At 64.8% G+C, this 22,869-nt stretch carries 22 protein-coding genes; 10 read left to right on the top strand and 12 right to left on the bottom strand.

Annotated elements, in window-relative coordinates:
• Positions 1-103 precede the first annotated feature (103 nt).
• Positions 104-910, top strand: coding sequence for an ATP-grasp domain-containing protein (locus AB4Z51_RS00865; protein ID WP_441496839.1), 807 nt, complete (start codon positions 104-106; stop codon positions 908-910).
• A 54-nt stretch (positions 911-964) separates the two neighbouring features.
• Here AB4Z51_RS00865 and AB4Z51_RS00860 read toward each other — a convergent pair whose 3' ends face one another.
• Both AB4Z51_RS00860 and AB4Z51_RS00855 read right to left on the bottom strand, forming a co-directional pair.
• Complete coding sequence (locus tag AB4Z51_RS00860) at positions 965-1,885, bottom strand: amino acid ABC transporter substrate-binding protein (RefSeq protein ID WP_441496838.1); 921 nt, start codon at positions 1,883-1,885, stop codon at positions 965-967.
• A gap of 12 nt (positions 1,886-1,897) precedes the next feature.
• Positions 1,898-3,193, bottom strand: coding sequence for a dicarboxylate/amino acid:cation symporter (locus AB4Z51_RS00855; RefSeq protein WP_166074360.1), 1,296 nt, complete (start codon positions 3,191-3,193; stop codon positions 1,898-1,900).
• Positions 3,194-3,403: 210 nt separating this feature from the next.
• Between AB4Z51_RS00855 and AB4Z51_RS00850 the strand changes: the two genes are divergently transcribed.
• From AB4Z51_RS00850 to AB4Z51_RS00830, 5 genes are all read left to right on the top strand, one after another.
• The gene (locus AB4Z51_RS00850; protein ID WP_441496837.1) at positions 3,404-4,405 is read left to right on the top strand and encodes an NADP-dependent oxidoreductase; all 1,002 of its coding nucleotides are present in this window, start codon (positions 3,404-3,406) and stop codon (positions 4,403-4,405) included.
• 241 nt (positions 4,406-4,646) lie between these two features.
• Positions 4,647-5,438: a cysteine rich repeat-containing protein gene (locus tag AB4Z51_RS00845; protein WP_441496836.1), complete on the top strand. Its 792-nt coding sequence runs from the start codon at positions 4,647-4,649 to the stop codon at positions 5,436-5,438.
• 126 nt (positions 5,439-5,564) lie between these two features.
• Positions 5,565-5,780, top strand: coding sequence for a hypothetical protein (locus AB4Z51_RS00840; protein WP_028148322.1), 216 nt, complete (start codon positions 5,565-5,567; stop codon positions 5,778-5,780).
• A 188-nt stretch (positions 5,781-5,968) separates the two neighbouring features.
• Positions 5,969-7,108, top strand: coding sequence for an FAD-dependent monooxygenase (locus tag AB4Z51_RS00835; protein ID WP_441496835.1), 1,140 nt, complete (start codon positions 5,969-5,971; stop codon positions 7,106-7,108).
• Positions 7,105-8,718, top strand: coding sequence for a benzoate-CoA ligase family protein (locus AB4Z51_RS00830; protein WP_441496834.1), 1,614 nt, complete (start codon positions 7,105-7,107; stop codon positions 8,716-8,718). The genes AB4Z51_RS00835 and AB4Z51_RS00830 overlap by 4 nt, the downstream gene beginning before the upstream one ends.
• A 161-nt stretch (positions 8,719-8,879) precedes the next feature.
• Here AB4Z51_RS00830 and AB4Z51_RS00825 read toward each other — a convergent pair whose 3' ends face one another.
• Complete coding sequence (locus AB4Z51_RS00825) at positions 8,880-9,392, bottom strand: MarR family winged helix-turn-helix transcriptional regulator (protein ID WP_212485708.1); 513 nt, start codon at positions 9,390-9,392, stop codon at positions 8,880-8,882.
• A complete protein-coding gene (maiA, locus tag AB4Z51_RS00820; protein ID WP_354118633.1) occupies positions 9,382-10,014 on the bottom strand; it encodes a maleylacetoacetate isomerase in 633 nt (210 codons plus the stop codon). The genes AB4Z51_RS00825 and maiA overlap by 11 nt, the downstream gene beginning before the upstream one ends.
• 209 nt (positions 10,015-10,223) lie before the next feature.
• Here maiA and gtdA point away from each other — a divergent pair, with 209 nt between their 5' ends.
• On the top strand, positions 10,224-11,264 hold the full coding sequence (gene gtdA / locus AB4Z51_RS00815) for a gentisate 1,2-dioxygenase (protein WP_441496833.1): 1,041 nt from the start codon (positions 10,224-10,226) through the stop codon (positions 11,262-11,264).
• Positions 11,265-11,379: 115 nt separating this feature from the next.
• On the opposite strand, the gene AB4Z51_RS00810 is transcribed toward gtdA, so the two are convergent.
• The 4 genes from AB4Z51_RS00810 to AB4Z51_RS00795 are packed head-to-tail and all read right to left on the bottom strand — an operon-like array spanning position 11,380 to position 15,398.
• On the bottom strand, positions 11,380-12,198 hold the full coding sequence (locus tag AB4Z51_RS00810) for an ABC transporter permease (RefSeq protein ID WP_441496832.1): 819 nt from the start codon (positions 12,196-12,198) through the stop codon (positions 11,380-11,382).
• Positions 12,191-12,964 (bottom strand): ABC transporter ATP-binding protein, encoded by a 774-nt coding sequence (locus tag AB4Z51_RS00805; protein WP_028159948.1) that lies wholly within the window; start codon positions 12,962-12,964, stop codon positions 12,191-12,193. Before AB4Z51_RS00805 ends, AB4Z51_RS00810 begins: the two co-directional genes overlap by 8 nt.
• A gap of 16 nt (positions 12,965-12,980) precedes the next feature.
• Positions 12,981-13,985: an ABC transporter substrate-binding protein gene (locus AB4Z51_RS00800; protein WP_441496831.1), complete on the bottom strand. Its 1,005-nt coding sequence runs from the start codon at positions 13,983-13,985 to the stop codon at positions 12,981-12,983.
• Between the two features lie 45 nt (positions 13,986-14,030).
• Entirely contained in the window at positions 14,031-15,398 is a 1,368-nt protein-coding gene (locus AB4Z51_RS00795; protein WP_441496830.1) for an FAD-dependent oxidoreductase, read from the bottom strand.
• Positions 15,399-15,508: 110 nt separating this feature from the next.
• Between AB4Z51_RS00795 and AB4Z51_RS00790 the strand changes: the two genes are divergently transcribed.
• Positions 15,509-16,393 (top strand): LysR family transcriptional regulator, encoded by an 885-nt coding sequence (locus AB4Z51_RS00790; RefSeq protein ID WP_441496829.1) that lies wholly within the window; start codon positions 15,509-15,511, stop codon positions 16,391-16,393.
• A gap of 43 nt (positions 16,394-16,436) precedes the next feature.
• On the opposite strand, the gene AB4Z51_RS00785 is transcribed toward AB4Z51_RS00790, so the two are convergent.
• Complete coding sequence (locus AB4Z51_RS00785; RefSeq protein WP_441496828.1) at positions 16,437-18,473, bottom strand: methyl-accepting chemotaxis protein; 2,037 nt, start codon at positions 18,471-18,473, stop codon at positions 16,437-16,439.
• Between the two features lie 17 nt (positions 18,474-18,490).
• Positions 18,491-19,480: a TRAP transporter substrate-binding protein gene (locus AB4Z51_RS00780; RefSeq protein WP_028148334.1), complete on the bottom strand. Its 990-nt coding sequence runs from the start codon at positions 19,478-19,480 to the stop codon at positions 18,491-18,493.
• A 199-nt stretch (positions 19,481-19,679) separates the two neighbouring features.
• Here AB4Z51_RS00780 and AB4Z51_RS00775 point away from each other — a divergent pair, with 199 nt between their 5' ends.
• Positions 19,680-19,928: a hypothetical protein gene (locus tag AB4Z51_RS00775; protein ID WP_441496827.1), complete on the top strand. Its 249-nt coding sequence runs from the start codon at positions 19,680-19,682 to the stop codon at positions 19,926-19,928.
• A gap of 23 nt (positions 19,929-19,951) precedes the next feature.
• On the opposite strand, the gene AB4Z51_RS00770 is transcribed toward AB4Z51_RS00775, so the two are convergent.
• Together AB4Z51_RS00770 and AB4Z51_RS00765 are read right to left on the bottom strand one after the other, a co-directional pair.
• Positions 19,952-20,872 (bottom strand): TonB family protein, encoded by a 921-nt coding sequence (locus tag AB4Z51_RS00770; RefSeq protein WP_441496826.1) that lies wholly within the window; start codon positions 20,870-20,872, stop codon positions 19,952-19,954.
• A 61-nt stretch (positions 20,873-20,933) separates the two neighbouring features.
• A complete protein-coding gene (locus AB4Z51_RS00765) occupies positions 20,934-21,734 on the bottom strand; it encodes an enoyl-CoA hydratase-related protein (RefSeq protein ID WP_441496825.1) in 801 nt (266 codons plus the stop codon).
• Between the two features lie 159 nt (positions 21,735-21,893).
• Here AB4Z51_RS00765 and AB4Z51_RS00760 point away from each other — a divergent pair, with 159 nt between their 5' ends.
• Positions 21,894-22,868, top strand: coding sequence for a ketopantoate reductase family protein (locus AB4Z51_RS00760; protein ID WP_166353464.1), 975 nt, complete (start codon positions 21,894-21,896; stop codon positions 22,866-22,868).
• The last annotated feature ends 1 nt before the right edge of the window (position 22,869 follow it).

The raw sequence follows: 22,869 nt of genomic DNA, 5'->3' as shown, positions 1-22,869 counted from the left end.
TCGCGCTCGCGAGAATTTCATTAAGAATAGCTCTGACTTTCACCCCGGTTTGGCGCCGTTTCCCGCATTTTTGCGGCTTTTGGCGACAGGAACGACTGAACACATGGCAAGCGGCGAGCGGATCTTCGTCCAGGCGATCAGGCGCTATTGCGCAACCCATGGCATCGCGCTCGATGTCCGCGCCGGCGGCTGGCTGCTCGCGATGCGCAGCCGCGTAAAGCGCCACTTCGCGTTCGGCTACGACATCGGCCTCAACAGCGCCATCGCGCACCGCCTCGCCAACGACAAATCGGCCACTGCCGAGGTGCTGGCGCTTGAGGGCGTGCCATGCATTCCGCATCGCCTCTTCCTCAACCCGAAGCTGGGCAAGAACGTTGTTGGCCCCAATTGGCGAAACGCAATGCTCGAGCTGCTTCACGACCATCCGCAAGGCGTGGTGGTGAAGCCGAACGAGGGGACATCGGGGCGCTCGGTGTTCAAGGTGACGACAGAGGCGGAACTCGACCACGCGGTTGCCGAGGTCTTTTCGATGAGCGCCGGACTCGTGATCTCGCCCTATGTCGCGATCGAGCAAGAGGTGCGCGTGATCCTGCTCGATGATGCGCCACTCGTCGTCTACAGCAAGCAGCGTGGGTCGGATTGGCGACACAATCTCGATGCCGGCGCAAAGCCGGTGCTGCTGGAGGACGACAAGGTTCGTACGGCCTGCGTGAAGCTCGCGACCGATGCCGCGAGCGCCATCGGCATCGCCTTTGCGTCGATTGACGTGGTCCGTGTCGATGGCGTGTGGCGGGTGCTGGAAATCAATTCCGGCGTGATGATGGAAGCGCTGGCGAAGCTGCATCCGGAGCTGGTGCAGGCGACGTAYGACGCGGCGCTGGATCGGGTGTTTGGGAACGAAACGCAATAGCCACGGCGAAGATCCCCACCCTCCCCTGGAGGGGGAGGGTAAGAGAAGCCGCCGCTAATTATTCGCGCTGGCAGAGTCGTCCATCGCCTTGAAGGCTTCCTCCAGCTGCAGGGAGATCGGCACGTTCAGGCGTTCGCCGGTGGGCAGCCGCGCGTTGAACCATTTGTTGTAGAGCGGAACGAGATCGCGATTGGAGCCGAGCTTGCGGAAGGTGCGCTCGACCACCGCCGACAGTTGCGGCTCGCCCTTCCTGAACATGATGCCGTAGGGATCGTAGGACAGATAGTCGCCGGTGACGCGGAACTTGTCCTGCGCCTTGTGGCGCGCGATCAGGCCGGAGAGCAGGATGTCGTCGGTCGCGAACGCATCGGCCTTGCCGTCGACGAGCATCTGGTATGACTGCTCGTGATCCGGCGAGGTGACGATGTTGAGGCCGAGCGAGGACTTCTTGTCGGCCGCCTGGATCGCCTGCTCGTTGGTGGTGCCCTTCGTCACCACCACGGTCTTGCCCTTCAGATCGGTCAACGACTGGACCTTTGACGCCTTCGGCACCATCAGCTTGGTGCCGGCGACGAACATCAAAGGCGAGAACGCGACGCGCTTGCCACGCTCGGCATTGGCGGTGGTCGAACCGCATTCCAGGTCGATCTTGTTCTGGAGCACGGCGTCGATGCGGTCGTCCGAGGTGACCTTGACGTAATCGATCTTCAGATCGGGATCATCGACCTCGACGCCGATCTCCTCGACGATGGCCTCGCAGAGTTCGAGGCTGTAGCCGATCGGACGGCCCGACTGGTCGAGGAAGGAGAACGGCGGCGAGCTTTCGCGATAGCCGAGCCGCACGGTGTGCCTGTTCTTGATGGCCGACAGCGTCGGGCTAAGCCCTTCGCTGCCGCCGGTCTGGGCGGAGGCGCCGGTTGCCAGCAGGCACGCCGCCAGCAACAGGCCACCCGATATCGCCGTTGAAAGGCGCATGATGCACTCCCGTCAATGGCCGGCCATCGCGGGCAGTTCGCCCGGAACCATGTCCGGCGTCGTCGCTTCGCCGGGTCCGAGCTCGTGCTCGGGCCCGAGCTCACCTTCCCACTTCGCGACCACGGCGGTCGCGAGCGAATTGCCGATGACATTGGTGGCGCTGCGTCCCATGTCGAGGAACGTGTCAATGCCCATGATCATCAGCAGGCCTGCCTCGGGGATGCCGAACTGCGACAGCGTCGAGGCGATCACCACGAGGGATGCGCGCGGTACGCCGGCAACGCCCTTGGAGGTAATCATCAACGTCGCGAGCATCGCCAGCTGCGTCGCGAGCGACATCTCGATGTGGTAGGTCTGCGCGATGAATATGCTCGCGAAGGTGCAGTACATCATCGTGCCGTCGAGATTGAAGGAGTAACCGAGCGGCAGCACGAAGCTCGAGATCCGTGACGACGCGCCGAACTTGGTCAGCCCCTCCAGCGTCTTCGGATAGGCCGCTTCCGAGCTCGCGGTGGAGAACGCGATCATCAGGGGTTCGCGGATCAGCTTCAACAGATGGCTGTATCGCGGCCCGATCACCATAAAGCCAACGATCATCAGGATGACCCACAGGATCCCAAGCGCGAGATAGAAGCCACCCATGAAGACGATGAGCTTCCACAGCACGCCGAGGCCGTTCTTGGCGACAGTGGCCGTGATGGCGGCCCATACCGCGAGCGGGGCGAACAGCATCACATAGCTCGTCACCTTGAGCATGATGTGAGCGACGTCGTCGATCATTGCCAGGATCGGCTTCGACCGTTCGGGCATCGAGCCCATCGCCACCGAGAAGAACACGGCGAAGATCACGATCTGCAGGATCTCGTTCTGCGCCATGGCGTCTGCGATCGAGGTCGGGATCAGATGGGTCAGGAATTTTTCGATCGAGAAGGCCGAGACCGGCAAGCCGGTCGATTGCCCCGCCTGCGGCAGCGTGCCGGGGAAGTTCGCGCCGGGCTGGAGCAGATTGACCATGACGAGGCCGAGCAGCAGCGACACGAAGGACGCGCTGACGAACCAGCCCATGGTCTTGGCGAAGATGCGCCCGAGCCGCGAACCGCTGCCCATATGCGCGATGCCACCGACCAGGGTCGCGAACACCAACGGCGCGATGATCATCTTGATCAAGCGCAGGAACATCATGGCGATCAGGTTGATGGAGGAAGCCCATTCGGCTCTGGTGTCAGGCAGGAAGTTGAAGATCGCCGCCCCCATGACGATGCCCAGCACCATCGCGGCCAGAATGTATTGCGTAAACTTGTTCGACATCGCTTACCCCCACCTACACCGGCGCTTCATGATGTCGCAGATATGACGACGACGCAACACGCTTGGCGTGCTCGCGCGATGGCCTGATGTTCCCGTTGCGAAACGGGTCGGCGCGATCTAGCCTTCATGCAGCGCACAACGAATGCGGCTTGCACGTTTTCTTTGCGGCGGCTGCATCAATAATCGTCAAGCAAACGAAGAGGAAACGCCATGAGCAGCAGCATCAATCGCCAGATTCTTCTGGTCGAAAAGCCCAGCGGCAAGCTCGGTGCCGAGCACTTCAAGATGGTCGAGGGTGCGATGCCGGAGCCGAAGGACGGCGAGGCCTTGCTGCAGGTGCGTTACATCTCGCTCGACGCCGCCAACCGCGCCTGGATGCACGGCGCGACCTATCGCTCCGCGGTCGAGGCCAACAGCGTGATGGCCGGCGGCGGCATCGCTGAGGTCGTCAGCTCGAAGGCGCCGGGGCTGGCTGCCGGCGACATCGTGTTCGGCGACACCGGCTGGCAGGAGTTTGCCGCGGTGCCGGCAAAGCATCTCACGAAAATGCCGAAGCTGGAGCCGATGACGCATCTGCTCAGCGTGTACGGCATCGCCGGCCTCACCGCCTATTTCGGCCTACTGGAGGTCGGCAAGCCCAAAGAGGGCGAGACCGTCGTGGTGTCCGCGGCGGCCGGCTCCGTCGGCTCGATCGTCGGGCAGATCGCCAAGATCAGGGGATGTCGCGTGGTCGGCATCGCCGGCGGCGCAGACAAGTGCAATTGGCTGACCTCCGAGCTCGGCTTCGATGCCGCCGTCGACTACAAGGACGGCGCGGTGTTCAAGGCCCTGCGCGCGGCGGCGCCAAAAGGCATCGACGTCTATTTCGACAATGTCGGCGGCGACATTCTGGAAGCCTGCCTGCCGCAGATGAACAATTACGGCCGCATCGCCTGCTGCGGCGCGATCTCGCAATATGACGGCGCACCTGCCGCGCACGGCCCGCGCGGCGTGCCCGGCCTGATCGTGGTGAAGCGGCTCGTCATGCAGGGCTTCATCGTGATGGACTACATGAAGGAGAGCCAGCGCGCGCTCGCCGACCTCCAGGGCTGGGTCGCATCCGGCAAGCTGAAGGTGCAGGAGGACATCATCGACGGATTGGAGAATACGCCGAAGGCGCTGATCGGATTGCTGGCGGGAGAGAACCGCGGCAAGCGCATGGTCAAGCTCTGACGCCGTATTGTTTGAGCATGATCTCCGCGCCAACGCATTCCGCGTTTGTCGCGAGGGAAAGCCGCGGCACACTTTTCCGGATCGTGCTGTGCTCTAGTTACGTCGCAATTGCGCCCGTATAATCTACTTGCGGTAGAGGCCGAGGCAGCCAATGATGATGCACGCGGCATCACCCGCAATGATTGCTTGCATTACATTTAAAAGTCGTCGGCGTGACCGACAGGGCAGGGAATTTACCCAAATGTTCAACACGTTGAAACATGCATCAACGCGTCGCGCGCTGCTGGCGGCAACGCTCTTCGCAACTGCAACAGGCGCATTCGCGCAAGCGCCGACCGACGCTCAGAAGAGCGCCATCCGCTCCGCATGCCGCTCGGACTTCATGGCGCACTGCGCGAGTGTCACGCCCGGCGGCGTGGAGGCGTATCAATGTCTCCAGAAGAACATGTCCAGCCTGTCATCGGGATGCCAGACCGCGGTTCGCGCGGTCGAGCCCGCTGCGGCGCCGAAGACTGAAGCTGCACCCGCCAAGTCCGAACCGGCAAAGACCGAAGCGGCCCCCGCCGCCGCAGCCGCTCCGAAAGCGGCGGCGTCAAAGCAGCCGAGCAGCACGCAGATTGCCGCGGTCAAGAGCGCGTGCCGCGCCGATTATCCCAAGGTGTGCGCCAGCGTGCCGCCGGGTGGCGCCCCCGCCCTCGAATGTCTCGAGAAGAACAAGGCCAAGGTTTCGCCGGCCTGTGAGAAGGCGGTGAGCGCCGCAACTGGTGGCGGCGGCGCTGCTGCGACAGTAGCACCTGCGGGCGCAGCTCCTCCGGCAGCAGCACCGGCGGCGGCGCCGGCCGTGATCGTTCTGCGCCCGCTACGGCCGCGCGAAGAACTGTTCATCGTGCGCTCGGCCTGCGGTGCCGACATCCGCACGCTCTGCGCCGGCGTCGCGCCGGGCGGGGGCCGCATCGTGCAATGCATCTCCAGCAATGCCGCGTCGCTGTCACCCGCCTGCAAGGAAGTGCTGGCGCCATTCGCGGCGCGATAAGCGGCGCGGGATTGCGCGCCAAGCGCGCGCCACCGACCGGCCGCGCGCGAATGAATTTTCGCGCGCCTGCCGCGACAAACCCTTTGCAAGTAACCGATTTCGATCACGACAAGACCGGAGAAAGACATGCGTTCATTTCTGCTTATTGCTGCCGCGCTCCTCGCCTTCGGCGCGAGCATGACCTTTGAGTCTACCGATGCCAACGCGGTGGTGTGCGCCCGCGGCGTCTACCGCGCCGGCTGTGCCGGGCCGAATGCGGCCGTCGTGGTGCGCAAGCCGGTTCCCGCGGTCCGCTGTACCAGGGTGCTGGTGAACGGCGTCTACGTGAAGCGCTGCGTCTGACCCCGGATGGCCAAGCTCGCGCGGTTTGGCTATGGTTCGCAACGTCACTGCCCCGGACACGCGCCTGGCGCGTGTCCGGGAGTAAGCTTCGACGCGCCCCGCCTTCGATAATTCCGCTGGCGCGGACGGCCGGAGCACATTAGTGTACCCCTAGATAGTAAGTATACTGTCAATTAGGGAGGCAGACGTTGCGGATCGCCGTGATTGGCGGGGGGCCCGGTGGGCTCTACTTCGCCTATCTCTGGAAAAAGCGTCACCCCGAGGATCAAGTCGACCTGTTCGAACAGAACCCGGCCGACGCGACCTGGGGCTTTGGCGTCGTGTTCTCCGATCAGGCCCTGGAATTCCTGCGCGCCGACGACCCCGAAACGGTCGATGCGATCGCGCCGCATATGGAGAGCTGGGAGAACATCACGCTGAACCTTCACGGCGACAGCGTCGCCATCGACGGCGTCGGCTTCTCCTCGATCGGCAGGCTGGAGCTCCTGCAGTTCCTCCAGCGGCGCGCGCTCGACGCCGGCGTCACGCCGCGCTTCGACACGCAGATCCACGCCATCGACCAGCTCAACGGCCACGACCTGATCGTCGCGGCCGACGGGCTGAATTCGCTGGTGCGGCGCGCCTATGAGGGCGATTTCGGCACGTCGCTGTCCTACTCCTCCAACAAGTTCGTCTGGTACGGGACCTCGAAACGCTTCGACACGCTGTCGCAGACCTTCGTGAAGACGGACCGCGGCGCCTTCAATGCGCATCACTATCGCTACTCCCCGACCATGAGCACCTTCCTGGTCGAATGCGACCACGCGACATGGCAGGCCTATGGCTTCGCCTACAAGGATGCCGAGCAGTGCAAGGGCGTCTGCGAGGAGGTCTTTGCCGACACGCTGGGCGGCCACTGCCTGGTCTCCAACAAGTCGGTCTGGCGCAACTTTCCCTGGGTCTGGAACGAGCACTGGTCGTTCAAGAACATGGTGCTGCTCGGCGACGCCCTGCACTCGGCGCATTTCTCCATCGGCTCGGGGACGCGGCTCGCGATCGAGGACGCCATTGCGCTGGTCAAGGCGCTGGAGTCGGATGCGCATCTGTCGACCGCGCTGCACCGTTATCAGGCCGCGCGAAAACCGGTGGTGCAGAAGCTCGTCAATGCCGCGCGCACCTCGGCCTTCTGGTACGAGCACTTCGCCCAGCACATGCAGCTCGGCCTGATGGACTTCGCCTACAGCTACATCACCCGCTCCGGCCGCATCGACGACCCCCGGCTGCGCACGATGTCGCCCGCCTTCATGACGCGCTACGAGGCCGAGAAGAACGGCGGAGATGCCGCATGAGCAGCGAGATCCGCGATCAGGTGCCCGCCGACAGCCCGGGCGCCCGCGAAATCGGCTTTGCCATTCCGCAAACCTACAATGCCAGCCGCGTGCTGTTCGACCAGCTCGCCAAGGGCCGCGGCGACAAGCCCGCGCTGATCGGGCCCGCGGGGACGCGCAGCTATGCCGAGCTTTGCGCGGAAGCTTGCCGCTGGGGCAACGGGTTCGCATCGCTCGGCCTGAAGCGCGGCGACCGCGTGCTGCTGTTCCTCGACGACACACCGGCCTATCCGGCCGCCTTCTTCGGCGCGGTGCGCGCCGGCTTCGTGCCGTTGCTGATCAACACGCTGACGCCGCCGGACCTGCTGCAATTCTATCTCGCCGATTCCGGCGCGGCGGTCGCGGTGGCGGATGCCGAATTCGCGACGCGCTTCGATGCGGAGGCCTGCAAGGCGACCTGCCTGCGCACGCTGATCGTCGTCAACGGCGAAGCGCGCGACCACGCCGCGCCTGCGGCGATCGCGGCGCCCGGCTGGCTCGCGCAGTTCCCGGCCGAGCTCGCGGAAGCGGACACCCATCGCGACGAGATGGCGTTCTGGATGTACTCCTCCGGCTCGACCGGCCGGCCCAAGGGCATCGTGCATCTCCAGCACGACATGGCCTACAGCGATGCCGCCTTTGCGCAGAACGTGCTGAAGCTGACGCCCGGCGACATCTGCTTCTCGGTGCCGAAGATCTTCTTCGCCTACGGTTTCGGCAATTCCGTCACCTTCCCGTTCTCCGCGGGTGCCGCGACGCTGCTGTTGCCGGGCCAGCCGAAGCCTGCATCGATCTTTGCCGCGATCGAGCAATACAAGCCAACGGTCTTCTTCGGCCTGCCGACGCTGTACACCTCACTGACCAAAGCGGAGGGAGCAGACAAGACCAACTTCTCGTCGCTGCGCATGTCGCTTTCCGCGGCCGAGGTCTTGTCTGCGGACGTCTTCAACGGCTGGAAGACGCTCACCGGCCTCGAAATCGTCGAAGGCCTCGGCTCGACCGAAGTGCTGCACATCTATCTCTCCAACCGCCCCGCGCAGAAGAAGCTCGGCGCCGCCGGCCTGYGCGTGCCGGGCTACGAGGTCGCACTGCGCGACAAGGACGGCCGCGACGTCGCCGACGGCGAGGAAGGCATCTTGTGGGTGCGCGGCGATTCCAACACGCCGCTGTACTGGAACCGGCCGGACAAATCCGCCGAGACCATCCGCGAGGGCGGCTGGATCTACACCGGCGACCGTTTCGTGCGCGATGCCGACGGCTTCCACTTCTTCCGCGGCCGTGCCGACGACCTCATCAAGATCTCAGGCCAGTGGGTCTACCCGCTCGAAGTCGAGCTGTGCCTCGCCGACCACCCCGACATCCGCGAATGCGCCGTGTTCGCTGCCGAGCTGCCGGACCGCCGCATGACGCTGAAGGCGGTGGTGGTGATGAACAACCGCGCGACCGATCAGAATGAGGCAACGCGGCGGCTACAGGATTACGTCAAGGGCAAGCTGCTTCCCTACAAATATCCGCGCGAGGTGATCTTCATCGACGAGCTGCCGAAGACGGGGACGGGGAAGATTGATCGGCAGGCGTTGTTGAGGATGTAGCAGTCCCAAACTCGCTGTCATCGCCCGCGAAGGCGGGCGATCCAGTATTCCGAGACGGCGAGGGATGCGGAGAAGCCGCGGCGTACTGGATTCCCCGCCTTCGCGGGGAATGACAGTTGAGACTGGGGCAACGGCGTCACTAAACACGAGAGACGCCCCCCTCACCCACCCTTCCCCAGATGCTCCAGCGCGTCCTCCGCGCGCAGCGGCACGCGCGAGGCCTCGTTGTTGAGGTCGACGAGCTGCACCAAAAGCCCCATCAGCGCCTTGCGGTCGGCGGGTTTCAGCGGCTCCAGCATTCGCGCCTGAGCGCGCTCGACGGCGGGGATGATCTCGCGCAGGATCGCGGCGCCTGATTTCGTCAGATAAAGCAGCTTGATCCGCTTGTCTTCGGGTGCCGGCTTGCGCTCGATAAAATCCTTGGCCTGCAGCCGCTCGATCACGCTGCCGAGCGTGGAGCGGTCGAAAGCGATCACCGCCGACAGCCGTGTCGCGTCGATGCCGGGATGGGTGTGGATCGCGATCAGTGCGGCGTATTGCACCGGCGTGAGATCGAACGCCTTGCACTCCTCCATGAAGATCGAGACTGCGATCTGCTGCATGCGCCGGAACAGATAGCCCGGCGCGGCATAGACCGCGTCTATCGTGATCGGAGGGGCGGGCTTACTCGGCATCGGGCTGCTTCTCCGGGGCGGCGCTTGCGAAGGCCGGCAGCGCCTTTGCCGCAGCCTCCGCCTTCAGCAGCCGCGGATATGCCGACACATCGACGCCGAAACGGCGCGCATTGGCGAGCTGCGGCACCAGGCAGAGATCGGCGAGCGTCGGCACATCGCCGAAGCAGAACGGCCCCGCCTCGTCCCTGACCAGCGTCTCGCAGGCCGACAACCCCTCGCGGTTGACCCACGCCGCCCAGTCCTGAACCTTCTCCTCGGCGAGCCCGAGCTCGCGCAGCCGCGCCAGCACCTTCAAATTCTGCACCGGGTGGGTGTCGCAGGCGATCGCCAGCGCGAACGCCCTGACCTTGGCGCGTGGCAGCGGATCCTTCGGCAGCAGCGGCGGATTGGGGTGCGTCTCGTCGAGCCATTCGATGATGGCGACGGATTGGGTCAGTACCGCTCCCGCATCGTTCTCCAGCGTCGGCACCAGCCCTTGCGGATTGATGGCGAGATAGGCGGGCGCACATTGCTCGCCCTTGCGAAGATGATGCGGCAGGTGCTGGGCGCCGAGGCCCTTGAGGTTCAGCGCGATCCGCACCCGATAGGCGGCGCTGGAGCGGAAATAGCCGTGCAGCTTCATCGGAACCCTCCCTGTATTTTATTCGTCATTCCGGGGCGACGCGCTAGCGTCGAGCCCGGAATCCATAACCACGATCGGGAGTATGGATTCCGGGCTCGCGCCTTTCGGCGCGCCCCGGAATGACAGCGGCTTTGTAGGCCGTTCGTCACGTTGACGCTACCTAGATCGTCAGTATACTGTCAATCAACAAAACGAACGGGAGCCGCACCATGGAAGCCGTGACCAAGACGCCGGAACGCGAGGCGTTCTACCGGAAGATCGACGGCGAAAACCTCACCGCGCTGTGGACGGTGATGAGCGATTTGATCACGCCGGAGCCGAAGAGCGCCTGCCGCCCGCATCTGTGGAAATTCGACGTCATCCGCGACTACATGACGGAAGCGGGCCGACTAATCACGGCCAAGGAAGCCGAGCGGCGCGTGCTGGTGCTGGAGAACCCCGGCCTGCGCGGCCAGTCGAAAATCACGACCTCGCTCTATGCCGGCGTGCAGATGGTGGTGCCCGGCGACGTCGCGCCCGCGCACCGCCACAGCCAGTCGGCGCTGCGCTTCGTGCTCGAAGGCAAGGGCGCCCACACCGCGGTCGACGGCGAGCGCACCGCGATGGAGCCCGGCGATTTCATCATCACGCCGTCGATGACCTGGCACGATCATTCCAACGAGACCGATGAGCCGATGTTCTGGCTCGACGGCCTCGACATCCCGCTGGTGCAGTTCCTCGACTGTTCTTTTGCGGAAGGTTCCAAGGACGACCAGCAGAGGATCACAAAGCCCGCCGGCGACAGCTTCGCACGCTACGGCCACAATCTGCTGCCGGTCGACGCAAAGCGATCGTCCAAGACCTCACCGATCTTCAGCTATCCCTATGCCTACACCCGCGAGGCGCTGGAGAAGGCACGCGCGAGCCAGGAGTGGGACGCCTGCCACGGCTTGAAGCTGAAATTCAGCAACCCCGAGACCGGCGATTTCGCAATGCCGACCATCGGCACCTTCATCCAATTGCTGCCGAAGGGTTTCAAGACCGCACGCTACCGCGCGACCGATGCGACCGTGTTCTGTCCGATTGAGGGCAAGGGACGCAGCCGGATCGGTGATGCCGTTTTCGAATGGGGCCCACGAGACTTGTTCGTGGTGCCGAGCTGGCAGTGGGTGACGCACGAGGCCGAAGACGACGCCGTGCTGTTCAGCTTCTCGGATCGCCCGGTGCAGCAGAAGCTGGATCTGTTCCGCGAGGATCGCGGGAACGCGTAGGCGACGCTGCTAGCCACATCGTCATTGCGAGCGAAGCGAAGCAATCCAGAATCTTTCTGTGGAGATTGTCTGGATTGCTTCGTCGCTTCGCTCCTCGCAATGACGGGAGTATGCCTCACCGCCAGTGCAATAATTTAACCTCCAGCCAGCCGATCACCTTCCCGACCACAAGCCCGAACACCGACAGGATCACCACGCCCGCGAGCAGCTGGTCCGTCTGCATCAGATTGCCGGCCTGAAGCACAAAGGCGCCGATCCCGTACTGGGCGCCGATCATCTCGGCGCTGACGACGAGCAGCAGCGCGACGGACGCGGTGATGCGGAAGCCGGCGAGGATGGCGGGTAGCGCGCCGGGCCAGATCACCTTGCGCACGATGGTGGCGAAGGGAACGTTGAAACTCTGCGCCATGCGGATGAGGTTGCGCGGCACCGCATCGACGCCGCTATAGACCGAGATCGCGGTGGAGAAGAACACGCCGAGCGCAATGGTCGCGATCTTCGGCTCTTCGCCGATGCCGAGCCAGAGAATGAGCAATGGCAGCAGTGCGATCTTCGGGATCGGGAACAGCGCCGAGATGAAGGTGATGCCGACGCTGCGCGCAAGCCGCGACAGGCCGATGGCGAAGCCGACCGCGACGCCGGCCGCCGTTCCCAGCACCCAGCCGACGCCGATGCGCAGTATCGAGGCCGACAGATGCTGCCAGAGCGCGCCTGACATCGCGAGCTCGTAGATCGCCCGCGCGATCGCAGCCGGCGCCGGCAGGAACAGCGGATTGACGAGCCCCGCGCTGCCGGCCGCCTGCCAGATCGCGATGACGAGGGCGAGCGCGATCCAGCCGCCGAAGCGGCTGCTGGCGGGCACGAACCCGGCGCCGCGAAAACGGACGCGCCGCGTCGTGTCATCCTTCGCAGACGTCCCCGCGCGATCAAGCATGCTGGACCTCGCGCTCGGCGTCGATCGCCTCGTTGCGGATCAGCGACCAGATCTGGTTCTGAAGCGCCAGCAGCTTTTCACGCGCAGCGATCTCGCCGCGCTCGGTGCGCGTCATCGGTACGGTCACGACCTCGCGAATACGGCCCGGCCGCCGCGACAGCACCACGATGCGGTCGGCGAGCCGTGCGGCTTCCTCGAGATTGTGGGTGACATAGACCGCGCCCATGCCGCCATCGGCGAGCAGGCGGACGAAGTCTTCCATCAGCAATTCGCGGGTTTGCGAATCCAGCGCCGAGAGCGGCTCGTCCATCAGCAGGATGGCGGGCTTGACCGCAAGCGCGCGCGAAATGCCGACGCGCTGGCGCATGCCGCCGGAGAGCTGCTTCGGATAGGTTGTGCGGAAGTCGGTCAGGCCGGTGCGGCGCAAGGCGTCGTCGACCAGCGCGCGGCGCTGCACGGCCGAGAGCTGGGTATGCAGCAGCGGGAATTCGACATTCTCCTCCACCGTCGCCCAGGGCAGCAGCGCGAAATCCTGGAACACGAAGGTCAGCGGATTGAGGCTGTCCGCCGGCGGCGTCCCGCGCAGCTCCGGCGCGCCCGAGGTCGGCTGCAACAGCCCGCCGAGGATCGACAGCAGCGTGCTCTTGCCGCAGCCGGACGGACCGACGATCGCCACCACCTCGCCAGCGCCGACGGTGAAGGAAACGTCGTCGAGCACGGCGAGGTCGCCGAAACGGTGGCTGATGTGGTTGGCGATCAGGTCCATAAGCTGCGTTCTACTCTCAATCCGTCTTCACAAAATCCTTGGCGATGATCGCGTTCGCATCAAAGCCCTTGTCGGCAAAGCCCTGCTCCTGGAGCCATTTGATCTGGTTGTCGACGTTCTTGACGTCCAGCTTGCCGTCGGGATCGATATAGGCGCAATTGCCGACCACCTGCTCGACCGGCAAATTGGTGTATTTTGCGATGATCTCCAGCAACGGTTTTGTCTTGTCGTTGATGGGCGCGACGCCGTCCTTCATCGCGGCGAGGATGACGTCGTGATATTCGCGGTCGGCTTTCGCGAGTACGCCGAGAAATTTTGTCACCAGCACCTTGTTGGTCAGCGTCTTGGGCGAGGCGAACACTGCGCCGAGCTGCCAGGGCGTCTCGTCGCCGACCCAACCCAAAAACTTCGCGCCGCCCTCGTCCATCAGCTTTCGCGCGGTGGAGATCGGCAGCAGCGCCGCATCCACGGTTTCGCCCTTCAGTGCGGCGGCCGCGTTCGACAGCGATTGCAGCGGCACGATCTTCACGTCGGTGAGCTTGAAACCGTATTTGTCGGCGAGCAACCCCAGCGAATAGTGAAAGGACGAGCCAACCTGCGTCACGGCCACGCGCTTGCCCGCGAGGTCCTTCGGCGTCTTCAGCCCGGCGGCATAGGCGTTGTTGCTGGCGAAATAGCCGATCAGGGGATAACCGGCCTTCTCGCGGCTCATGCCGCCGATCACTTTCAGCGTGCCCTTGCCGGCGAGATTGTAGAGACCGGCGGTGAAGGCGGTGACGCCGAAATCGATGTCGCCCGAGGTCGTCGCGACCGCGATCGGCTGCGCCGCATCGAAGAACTTCAGCTCGACGTCGAGACCGGCCTCGCGGAAATAGCCCTTGTCCTGCGCAATGAAGACGGGCGCGGACGACGACAGGCGGAGCACGCCGATCCTGGCCTTCAGCGCGTCTTCGGCCCGGGCCGTGCCCATCGCTGTGATCGTCATCAGGCCAGCCAGTGCGAGCCGCGCAATCCCGATCATCCCGTGTCCTCCGTCGTCGTTCTCTCGGTCGTAATGTTACAACCGTCACAAACCTTCGGGCACGGGCTGGTCCCGCCCGATGAAGGCGCCCTGTTGTTTCAACGTTTCCTGCAATTTTTCAATGGGGATGTCGCGCGGGATGCGGTTTCCTGAGAGCGCCAGCGCCGCGGCGGAACCGGCGGCCTCCCCCATCACGAAACAGGCACCGGAAACCCGCGCCGCCGACTGCCCCTCATGGGTCATCGAGGCGCAGCGGCCGGCGACGAGGAGATTGTCGACGCCCTCGGGCACCAGCATCCGGTAAGGCAGCTCGTTATAGCCGCGCGATTCCGGGATTGGCGGGAACGTGAAGACGACGTCGCCGGGAACATGGGCCTCGATCGGCCAGCCATTGACGCCGATCGAATCCGCGAACGAGGCACAGCCGAGCACGTCCTCGCCGCTGAGCTGGTAGCCGCCCTTGATGCGGCGGGTCTCGCGGATGCCGAGCTGCGGCGGCAAATCGACGATGTAGCACTTTTCGAAGCCCGGCACGGTGCTGCGCAGGAACTCGAATGCGGCCAGCGCCTGCTTGCGGCCCTCGATCTCGCCGCGGGTGAGGTCGTCGGGCTCGATGCCGTTGATGGCATGGCCGTCCTCGCGCGCCACTTGGGTGAAATTCACCCGCCATTCGATGCCTGATTTCTGCGGTCGCACGATCGCGCTCTTGCGCGGGAATGTGTGGGTGCCGGCGGCGATCGCCTTCTCCATCAATTGCGGGATGGTCCGCCAGGCATCGCCAGCCTTCTCGGGATCGATGCCGTTGAGACGGAGCATCATCGAGGGGTACATCGGATGGCCGTGCTCATCGCCGACCTCGAACGGCGCCCCGGCCCAGACCGCGAGGTCGCCGTCGCCGGAGCAATCGATGAAGATCTCGGCGCGGACCGCCTGCCGTCCGGCCTTGGTCTCGACCATCAGCGCATCGATGCGGCTGTTATCGCCCATCACGACGCCGGCGCCGAGCGCATGGAAGAGGAGGTGCACCTTGTGGCTTGCGAGCAGTTCGTCGGCCGCGATCTTGTAGGCCGCGGTGTCATAGGCCTGGGCGAAGACCTTGCCGAGGATCAGATGCGGCGCGTTGAGGCCGTTCAAATGATCGATCCGCGCCAGCAGATCGGACGCCATGCCCTGCACCAGCCGGTGGGCCTGGCCGTAGACATTGCCATGCAGGCCGCAGAAATTGGTGACGCCGGCAGCCGTGCCCATGCCGCCGAGGAATCCGTAGCGCTCGATCAGCAGCGTCTTTCGTCCGGCGCGCGCCGCTGACGCCGCCGCCACGATGCCGGCAGGGCCGCCGCCGAGAACGACGACTTCATATTCGCCGTAGAGCGGCACCTGGCGTGCCGGTTCTTCGATCATCATGGCCCGCATGCGCGTCCGCTCCCAAAATCTCTTGCTTGAAGCCGACTATGAATTAACGCAGGGCGAGCTACAATCCACCAAAATATGCGATCAGCTTTCTCGAATCGAGAAAGGTCGACATGGACATCCTGGTGAACCTTCAGGCCTTCCTCGCCACCGCGGATGCGGCCGGATTCTCTGCCGCCGCGCGCAAGCTCAATGTCTCGACCTCGGTCGTGGCCAAGCGCGTCACGCAACTGGAGGCGCGGATCGGCGCGCCGCTGTTCCATCGCTCGACCCGGCAATTGCGCCTGACGGAAGCCGGCCAGCGCTATGTGCATCGCGCCCGCAGTGTCGTCGCCGATGCCACCGACCTGCTCTCGCGGATGGGCGAGAAGGGACACGATCTCGTCGATCACCTCCGCATCAAGGCGCCGACCTCGCTCACCGTGGCGCGCCTTGCCGACGCCTTCAGCGCCTTCCAGACGCAGAACCCGCGATTGAAACTCGAGATCGTGCTGATCGACCGCCCGGTCGATCCCGTCACCGAAGGCTTTGACATCGCCATCGGCGCCTTCCCTCATTCCTTCGGCGGTGTGGTCGACGAGCCGCTGTGTCCGCTGAAACGGCTGCTCTGCGCCTCACCGGCCTATTTGAAGAAGCACGGCGCGCCAAAGCACCCGCGCGACCTTGTCGACCATCGCTGCCTCAGCTTCCTGCCGACGGGACCGGAGTGGATCTTCGACGGCCCGCGCGGACGCATCAGCGTCCAGGTCAGCCCGCTGCTCTCCTCCAACGAGGGCCATGTGCTGGCGCGCAGCGCGACCGCCGGCAACGGCATCGCGCTGATCTCTCATTATCTCGTGGCGGATGCCCTGCGCGACGGTACGCTCAAGCCGGTGCTGCGCGACTTTCCAATTCCCGAGCTGTGGGTCAAGGCCGCGATCCCCGAGCGGCGGCGCAACGCCGCCGCGGTGCAGGCTCTCTTGCGCGAATTGAAGAGCGCGCTGCTACCGGTGCTGTAAGACCGCCTCGTGCGCCCTCGTGGCGTCGCCGGCTTCTCCGGGTTCAGGCCGCCGAGCGGATGGTGTGGAGGAAATCGTCGACGTTCGACCTCATCGAATCCGCCTGCTGCTTGAGGGCGGCTGCGACCGTGAGGGCGGCTTCGGCGCCGGCGTCGGTCTCGCCCGCCACGGCGCGCACCTGACCGATTTCCTGCGTCACCGCCGTGGTGCCGTTGGCCGCCTCCTCGACGTTGCGCGCGATTTCGCCCGTGGCCGCGCCCTGCTCTTCGACCGCCGCGGCAATCGCCGTGGCGATGTCGGCCATTTCCTTGACGGTGGAGCCGAACTGCCTGATCGCCTGAACCGATTGGCCGGTCGCACTCTGGATCGTCGCGATCTGGCTCGCGATCTGCTCGGTCGCCTGCGCCGTCTGGGTGGCGAGACTCTTGACCTCGCTGGCGACGATCGCGAAGCCTCGTCCGGCGTCGCCGGCGCGCRCCGCTTCGATGGTCGCATTCAGCGCCAGCAAATTGGTCTGGCTGGCGATGGCCTGAATCAGCTGAATGATGGTGCCGATCTTCTCAGCCGCATCCGACAGCCCATGCATCAATTCTGAGGTGCGGTTGGTCTCGTCGGTCGCCCTGTTCGAGACCGCGACGGAGCGGTGCACCTGGCTCGAGATTTCACGGATCGAGGCCGCGAGTTGCTGGGTGGCGGAGGCGACGGTCTGCACATTCATCGATGCCTGCTCGGCGCGGGTCGCGACCGCTTCGGCGAGCCCGCGTCCGCGTTCGGCGACCTTTGCCAACTCCTCGGCGCTGCGCCCCATGTCGTCGGCACGGCCGCCGACACCGGAAATGACTCCCTGCATGCCCTGCTCGAAGCGGCCGGCAAGATCCGACATCATGCGGGCGCGGTCAGCCTCGCTGGCTTCGCGCTGTGCCGTCGCCTCGCCTTCCATGCGGCGAACCGCCAGCGCGTTTTCGCGGAACACCTCGACGGCGCGCGCCATGCGGCCGATTTCGTCGCGCGAGTCGCCGCCGGGGATCGGCTCATCGAGCTCGCCCGCCGCCAGCGATTGCATCCGGTCGGTCATGCTGCGAATCGGACCGGACACGCTGGCGCCGATCAACCACGCCAGCACCGCTCCCAGCAGCAGCGCGCCGGCCGCGGTCGCGATGACGGTCTGCTTGGTCTGATCGACCGCTGCCGCGGTCTTGTCGCCCTGCTCGGCGCGCACGGTGCCGAGCTTCGCGTTGATCTTGTTGACGTGGTCGTCGATTGCCGCACTGGCCTTCTTCAATTCGGCCTGCCTGGCGCGCAGATCGGCGGCCACCTTGATGACCTCGTCCAGCGCGGCCGCGTCGGCAGTGATCGCAGTCTTGAGCGCTGCGACCAGTGCCTTCAGCTTCGCGTCGCTCGCCCCCGCCAGCTCAGCTTCGGTGTCTGCGATCGCCAGCTGGGCATAGGACAACGCCTGCTTGGCGTCGTCGGCATCGCCCGTCGACAAAGTGGAGCCATAGCGCATCACGGTGATCCGCAGCGCGTCAACGACGCCGGCCAGGCGCATCGGGTTGACCAGCCGTTCCGCGTCCTCGGACCGGTTGGCGAGCGCAACTTGGATGCCGCTGACATTGAGGCCGGCGGCTGCACCTTGCGCGTCGGTTTTCGTGGTCGCGGCGCGCAGCCGATCCGCCGCCTCCGCTGCCGCGGTGAACGACGAGCGATAGGTTTCCAGCGCGGTCTTGACCGGGCCGATGCCTTCCGCGATCGCTTGCAGCTTGCCGAACTGCCGGTCGACCTGATCGGCCAGTTTGCCGACGCCGTCGATCGCCTTGGCCGCGGCATCCTTGTCGCCGACATTCCAGGTTCGGATGAATTTCTCGACTGCCGAGTTCGCCTCCAGAAGCGCGGCCCGTGCCTGCGACATGCCGGCGTCGCCGGCAGCGCTGGTCACGAGCTCATTGACCGTTCCGCCGATCCGCTCGACCTGGACCATGGCGAAGCCCGCGAGCAGGACCAGAAAGCTGAGAACCAGCGCGAAGCCGCCGAACACGCGCGGACGAACGCCGACGCGGGACATCATGTGCGATAATTTCATGGCAAATCCGAAATTCTTCAACGGGTGGAGCGGATGGCGGCGAGCAGATCCTTGCCAAACCGCTTCTCGAATTCCTGATCGAGCGGCTTGACCGCGTCGACGAAGGGCTGGCGATCGAATGTCTCGATGACGTCCATGCCGCCGCTACGCACCTGCTCGAGCGACGCGGCATCGAGCTTCGCCTGCCAGGTCGCCTCCGCTCCCTCCTTCGCCAGCGCGATCAGCATGGCCTGATCGGCCGGCGGAAGCTGTTCGAACATGGCACGGTTGGCGACGAATGCGATCGGCGCGAAGAAGTGACCGGTCAGCGTGAGGTATTTCTGGACTTCGTAGAGCCGGGAGCCGGCGATGGTCGGCACCGGATTTTCCTGCCCATCGAGCCGGCCGTCCTTCAGCGCGGTGTAGACCAGCGGAAATTCCATCGGGACCACTTCGGCGCCGAGCGCCTTGAACGTCATCTGGTAGATCTCGTTCGGAATGACGCGAATCTTGAGCCCTTTGATATCCTCGGGCGAGCGAACCGGCCGTTTGGAATTCGTGACGTTGCGAAATCCCTGTCGGCCGATCGCCAGCAGCGTCAGCCCCTTGTCCGCGAATTTAGTGGCGATCGCCGCGCCGGCCGGACCTTGCGCCACGGCCTTCGCGTGGGCTGTGTCGCGGAACAGGAAGGGAATGTCGAACACGCCAAGTTCGGGGACGACCGAACTGACCACAGACCCCGACAGCACCGCCATATCGACCGAGCCGGCCCGGGTCGCCGCCAGGATGGCGTTCTCGCTGCCGAGCGCGTTGGTGGCGCGCTCGTCGATCACGATGCGCTTGCCGGCCGATGCCACCAGCTTCTGGCGAAACTCATCGGCTCCGATTTGCTGCGGGCTCCCCAGCTGGGAATTGAATGCCAGAGAGATCAATCGCGGTGAAGCGGCAGCCGGTTGCAGAACCAGCAACCCTGCCGCCGCGGCGACGATCGATCCGGCTTTCCAAAGTCCCAAAACTTGTCTGTGCATTCGACACCATGGCGTGACAATTGTCGTAACCCTAATGGCGGGGAATGATTGAACCCTTAAGGAAGGCCCCGCGGAATTACGGAGATTCGCTTCGAACCGCCGCCGACGAGAATTGGGACGGAGGTCCGATGCAGATGGTATCGGGTTGCTGTGGGATAATGTGTGGTTCGAGGGAATGACGATGGGATCAAGAATATGCGTGGCTGCCGCCATCGCGATCGGCATCATGGGCGGTACGGCCCCGGCCCGCGCCGAGGTCGCGCAATGCCGGTTCATCCAGGCCAAGCCGGAGCGCGAAGCGTGTTACCAACGTCAGGAAGCGGCGCTGGCCGCCAAGCGCAAGCCGGAGCCCAGCGCGGAAAGCAAGACGCTCGAATCGATGCGCCAGATGCGGCAGGACGACGATGCCGTCTATCGCAGTATCAACAACATCTGCCGCGGTTGCTGAGCTCGCAACCGAGCTCAAGGCGCCTAACGTTCCGACTGATTTCGATAGATCAGTGAGATCACGAAGGCCTCGATCGACCTGCTGCCGGGAGGCAATGGCGGGAACGGTTGTGCCTGCCTGAGGGTATTGAGCGCCGCCTCATCCAGCATGGCCGAGCCTGAGCTGGTTTTCACGCTGCTCGCCGCGAGCAATCCCCAGCGGGTGATGCTGAATGCAAGCTCCGCCACCCCTTCGACCCTGTCGCTGACGGCCTGCCGCGGGTAGGACTTTTCGATTTGCAGCCGCGCAACCAACATGCGGCCGTATTCATCGATGGATTTCACACCTGCGCCCTTCGCCGCGCGCACATTGTCACGCGCCAGCGTACTGCGGCCGTCGCTCGGGTCACGCTTGAGCAACCGGTCATAGTCCGCGATCGCGAGATCGAATGCCTTTTTCCGGCTGTAAGCCCATGCGCGATCCGCATAGGCGTCCCTGGAACGAGGATCGAGCTTGATCGCCCGTGTCATGTCGGCGATCCCAGCATCGAACTGTCGCAGCAAAACGTATCTCCGCCCCCGGGACAACAGGCGCGATGGCGCCGGATCAAGCCGGAGCGCCCCATCGAAATCCTTGAACGCGGCGTCATCTTCGAGACGGTACCAGTGCAGGAAACCGCGATGCATGAAGGCGTCAGCATTCCCCGGATGACTTGCAATCGCTTCGTCGAAATCGGTCAACGCATGTGCGAAGTCGTCCTTGTCAAAATAGGCATCGGCGCGGCGGGCCAGCAGTCGGGATCGGCTCTCCTTGTTCTTCTCCTGATCGAGCAGTCTTGTGCAGATCTCGATGCGTATGTTGGAGGCAACCTTCTCGTCATTGCAGACGACGCTGTCATCGGAGCTTGCATGACCGGGCCAGATTGCGACGAGCAACGGCAGTGCAAGAATGAACTTCCGACGCATGACCTCTCAGCCCCCACACTCTCGATAGTGGTGGCCATCCAGCACATCGCCGGAGCAAAATCTACCCTTGGTTGCTCCAACGCCCCGCGCGCTTTTCGGCGAACGACGCTAGGCCCTCCGCCGCCTCCGCGCTCTGACGCTTGACCGAATGCAGGTGCACGAGCCGCTTGTACGCGGCATCGTCCACCGCCATCCCGCCAAACGAGCTCTCCAGCGCGAGCCGCTTGGTCTCGGCCATCGCCTCCGGTCCGTTGGCAAGGAGCTGCTCGACCACCTTGGCGCCGGCAGCCTCCAGCTCGGCGAGCGGGACGACCTCGTGGACGAGGCCGATGCGGCGGGCGTCTTCGGCGCCGAAGCGTTCGCCTGTCAGCGCGTAACGGCGGACTTGCCGTACACTAATGGCATCGCAAAGCTGCGGGATGATGATCGCGGCGGTCAGCCCCCAGCGCACCTCCGTGATCGAAAACAGCGCATTGTCCGCCGCGATCACGACGTCGCAAGCGGCAATCACGCCGGTGCCGCCGCCAAAACAGCCGCCCTGCACCAGCGCGATGGTCGGGATTGGCAAGGTATTGAGCCGCTGCACGGCCTCGAAGGTCGCCCGCGACGCTGCCTCGTTCGCCTCGGCCGATTGCGGCCGCACGCCGTTGATCCATTTGAGGTCGGCGCCGGCCTGGAAATGCTTGCCATTGCCCCGGAGCACGACGACGCGAAGGTTGGACTTCCTGCCGAGATCGTCCATGGCCGCGAGCACGCCTGCGATCAATGCGCCGTCATAGGCATTGTTCACTTCAGGCCGGTTCAACGTGACGGTCACAACCCCACGCTCATCGAGGGTCCACAGGACGGGGTTGGCAGTCATCGGCGATCCTCCGGGCATCTTGTTTGCCGCCCACTATGGCTGAGGCAACTCATCCCGATCCATATCTTTCCGGCGTAGGGCGGCCGCGTCCATCGCATGGCGGCTTGTGTCATGCTGCTGCCGGGCGACATCACGGGATCAGGGACGGGACATCACACCATGCGCATCTGCATTTTCGGCGCGGGCGCCGTCGGCAGCCATATCGCGGTCAGGCTGGCCCGCGCCGGCCATGAGGTCTCGTGCGTGATGCGCGGCGCCCATCTGGAGGCGGTCCGCGCCAATGGCCTGAAGCTGCGCGTCGGCGATTCCGAGGTCACCGCCAAGGTGAACGCCTCCGGCGATGCGGCCCAGCTCGGCCCGCAGGACGTCGTGATCAGCACGCTCAAAGCGACCGCGCTGACGGGGCTGGTCGCCAGCATAAAACCGCTGCTCCAGGACGACACCGCGATCGTCTTTGCGCAGAACGGTATTCCCTGGTGGTACGGCATCGGCCTGCCGCCGCGGCATCCGACGCCGCCCGACATTTCCTTCCTCGACCCCGGCGGGCGCTTGCGCGCTTGCATCCCGAAAGAGCGGATCGTCGGCGGCGTCGTCTTCTCCTCCAACGAGGTCACCGCGCCCGGTGTGGTGCAGAACCTGACGCCGGACCGCAACCGCCTGCTGATCGGCGAATGCGACGACCGCAATTGCGAGCGCATCACCAGGCTTCGCGGCGTTCTCAACGATGCTCGGCTGGAATCGCCGCCGGTGGCGGAGATCCGCGAGGCGATCTGGTCAAAGCTCCTGACTAACATGTCACTGTCGGTGCTGTGCCTGCTCACCGGCCAGACCGCGCGCGGCGTGCGTGACGACCCGGCCTTTGCCGAGGTCATTCCGCGCATGCTGAACGAGGCCAACGACATCGCGCAGCACTTCATCCCCGAGGTCAAGCGCGTGACGCGCAGCGGCCCCGCCCCCAACCACAAGCCGTCGCTGCTCCAGGATTACGAGCTCGGCCGCGCCATGGAGATCGACGTGCTGGTGAAGGCGCCCGCCGCCTTCGCCCGCACCGCCGGCCTGTCGACGCCGACGCTCGACCTGATCGCCGCGCTCGCGATCCAGAAGGCGCGGGACAAGGGGCTTTATTCCGCTTGAG

Source organism: Bradyrhizobium sp. 2TAF36 (assembly GCF_052114925.1).
GTDB lineage: Bacteria > Pseudomonadota > Alphaproteobacteria > Rhizobiales > Xanthobacteraceae > Bradyrhizobium > Bradyrhizobium barranii.
The sequence above is the reverse complement of the archived record's forward strand: the minus strand, read 5'-3'. Positions and strand labels throughout refer to the sequence as shown.

Excerpts from the sequence above, each read along its gene's own strand:
- AB4Z51_RS00860 (WP_441496838.1), bottom strand. The coding sequence starts at position 1,885 with ATGCGCCTTTCAACGGCGATATCGGGTGGCCTGTTGCTGGCGGCGTGC.
- AB4Z51_RS00855 (WP_166074360.1), bottom strand. The coding sequence starts at position 3,193 with ATGTCGAACAAGTTTACGCAATACATTCTGGCCGCGATGGTGCTGGGC.
- AB4Z51_RS00850 (WP_441496837.1), top strand. The coding sequence starts at position 3,404 with ATGAGCAGCAGCATCAATCGCCAGATTCTTCTGGTCGAAAAGCCCAGC.
- AB4Z51_RS00845 (WP_441496836.1), top strand. The coding sequence starts at position 4,647 with ATGTTCAACACGTTGAAACATGCATCAACGCGTCGCGCGCTGCTGGCG.
- AB4Z51_RS00840 (WP_028148322.1), top strand. The coding sequence starts at position 5,565 with ATGCGTTCATTTCTGCTTATTGCTGCCGCGCTCCTCGCCTTCGGCGCG.
- AB4Z51_RS00825 (WP_212485708.1), bottom strand. The coding sequence starts at position 9,392 with ATGCCGAGTAAGCCCGCCCCTCCGATCACGATAGACGCGGTCTATGCC.
- maiA (WP_354118633.1), bottom strand. The coding sequence starts at position 10,014 with ATGAAGCTGCACGGCTATTTCCGCTCCAGCGCCGCCTATCGGGTGCGG.
- gtdA (WP_441496833.1), top strand. The coding sequence starts at position 10,224 with ATGGAAGCCGTGACCAAGACGCCGGAACGCGAGGCGTTCTACCGGAAG.
- AB4Z51_RS00810 (WP_441496832.1), bottom strand. The coding sequence starts at position 12,198 with ATGCTTGATCGCGCGGGGACGTCTGCGAAGGATGACACGACGCGGCGC.
- AB4Z51_RS00805 (WP_028159948.1), bottom strand. The coding sequence starts at position 12,964 with ATGGACCTGATCGCCAACCACATCAGCCACCGTTTCGGCGACCTCGCC.
- AB4Z51_RS00800 (WP_441496831.1), bottom strand. The coding sequence starts at position 13,985 with ATGATCGGGATTGCGCGGCTCGCACTGGCTGGCCTGATGACGATCACA.
- AB4Z51_RS00795 (WP_441496830.1), bottom strand. The coding sequence starts at position 15,398 with ATGCGGGCCATGATGATCGAAGAACCGGCACGCCAGGTGCCGCTCTAC.
- AB4Z51_RS00790 (WP_441496829.1), top strand. The coding sequence starts at position 15,509 with ATGGACATCCTGGTGAACCTTCAGGCCTTCCTCGCCACCGCGGATGCG.
- AB4Z51_RS00780 (WP_028148334.1), bottom strand. The coding sequence starts at position 19,480 with ATGCACAGACAAGTTTTGGGACTTTGGAAAGCCGGATCGATCGTCGCC.
- AB4Z51_RS00770 (WP_441496826.1), bottom strand. The coding sequence starts at position 20,872 with ATGCGTCGGAAGTTCATTCTTGCACTGCCGTTGCTCGTCGCAATCTGG.
- AB4Z51_RS00765 (WP_441496825.1), bottom strand. The coding sequence starts at position 21,734 with ATGACTGCCAACCCCGTCCTGTGGACCCTCGATGAGCGTGGGGTTGTG.
- AB4Z51_RS00760 (WP_166353464.1), top strand. The coding sequence starts at position 21,894 with ATGCGCATCTGCATTTTCGGCGCGGGCGCCGTCGGCAGCCATATCGCG.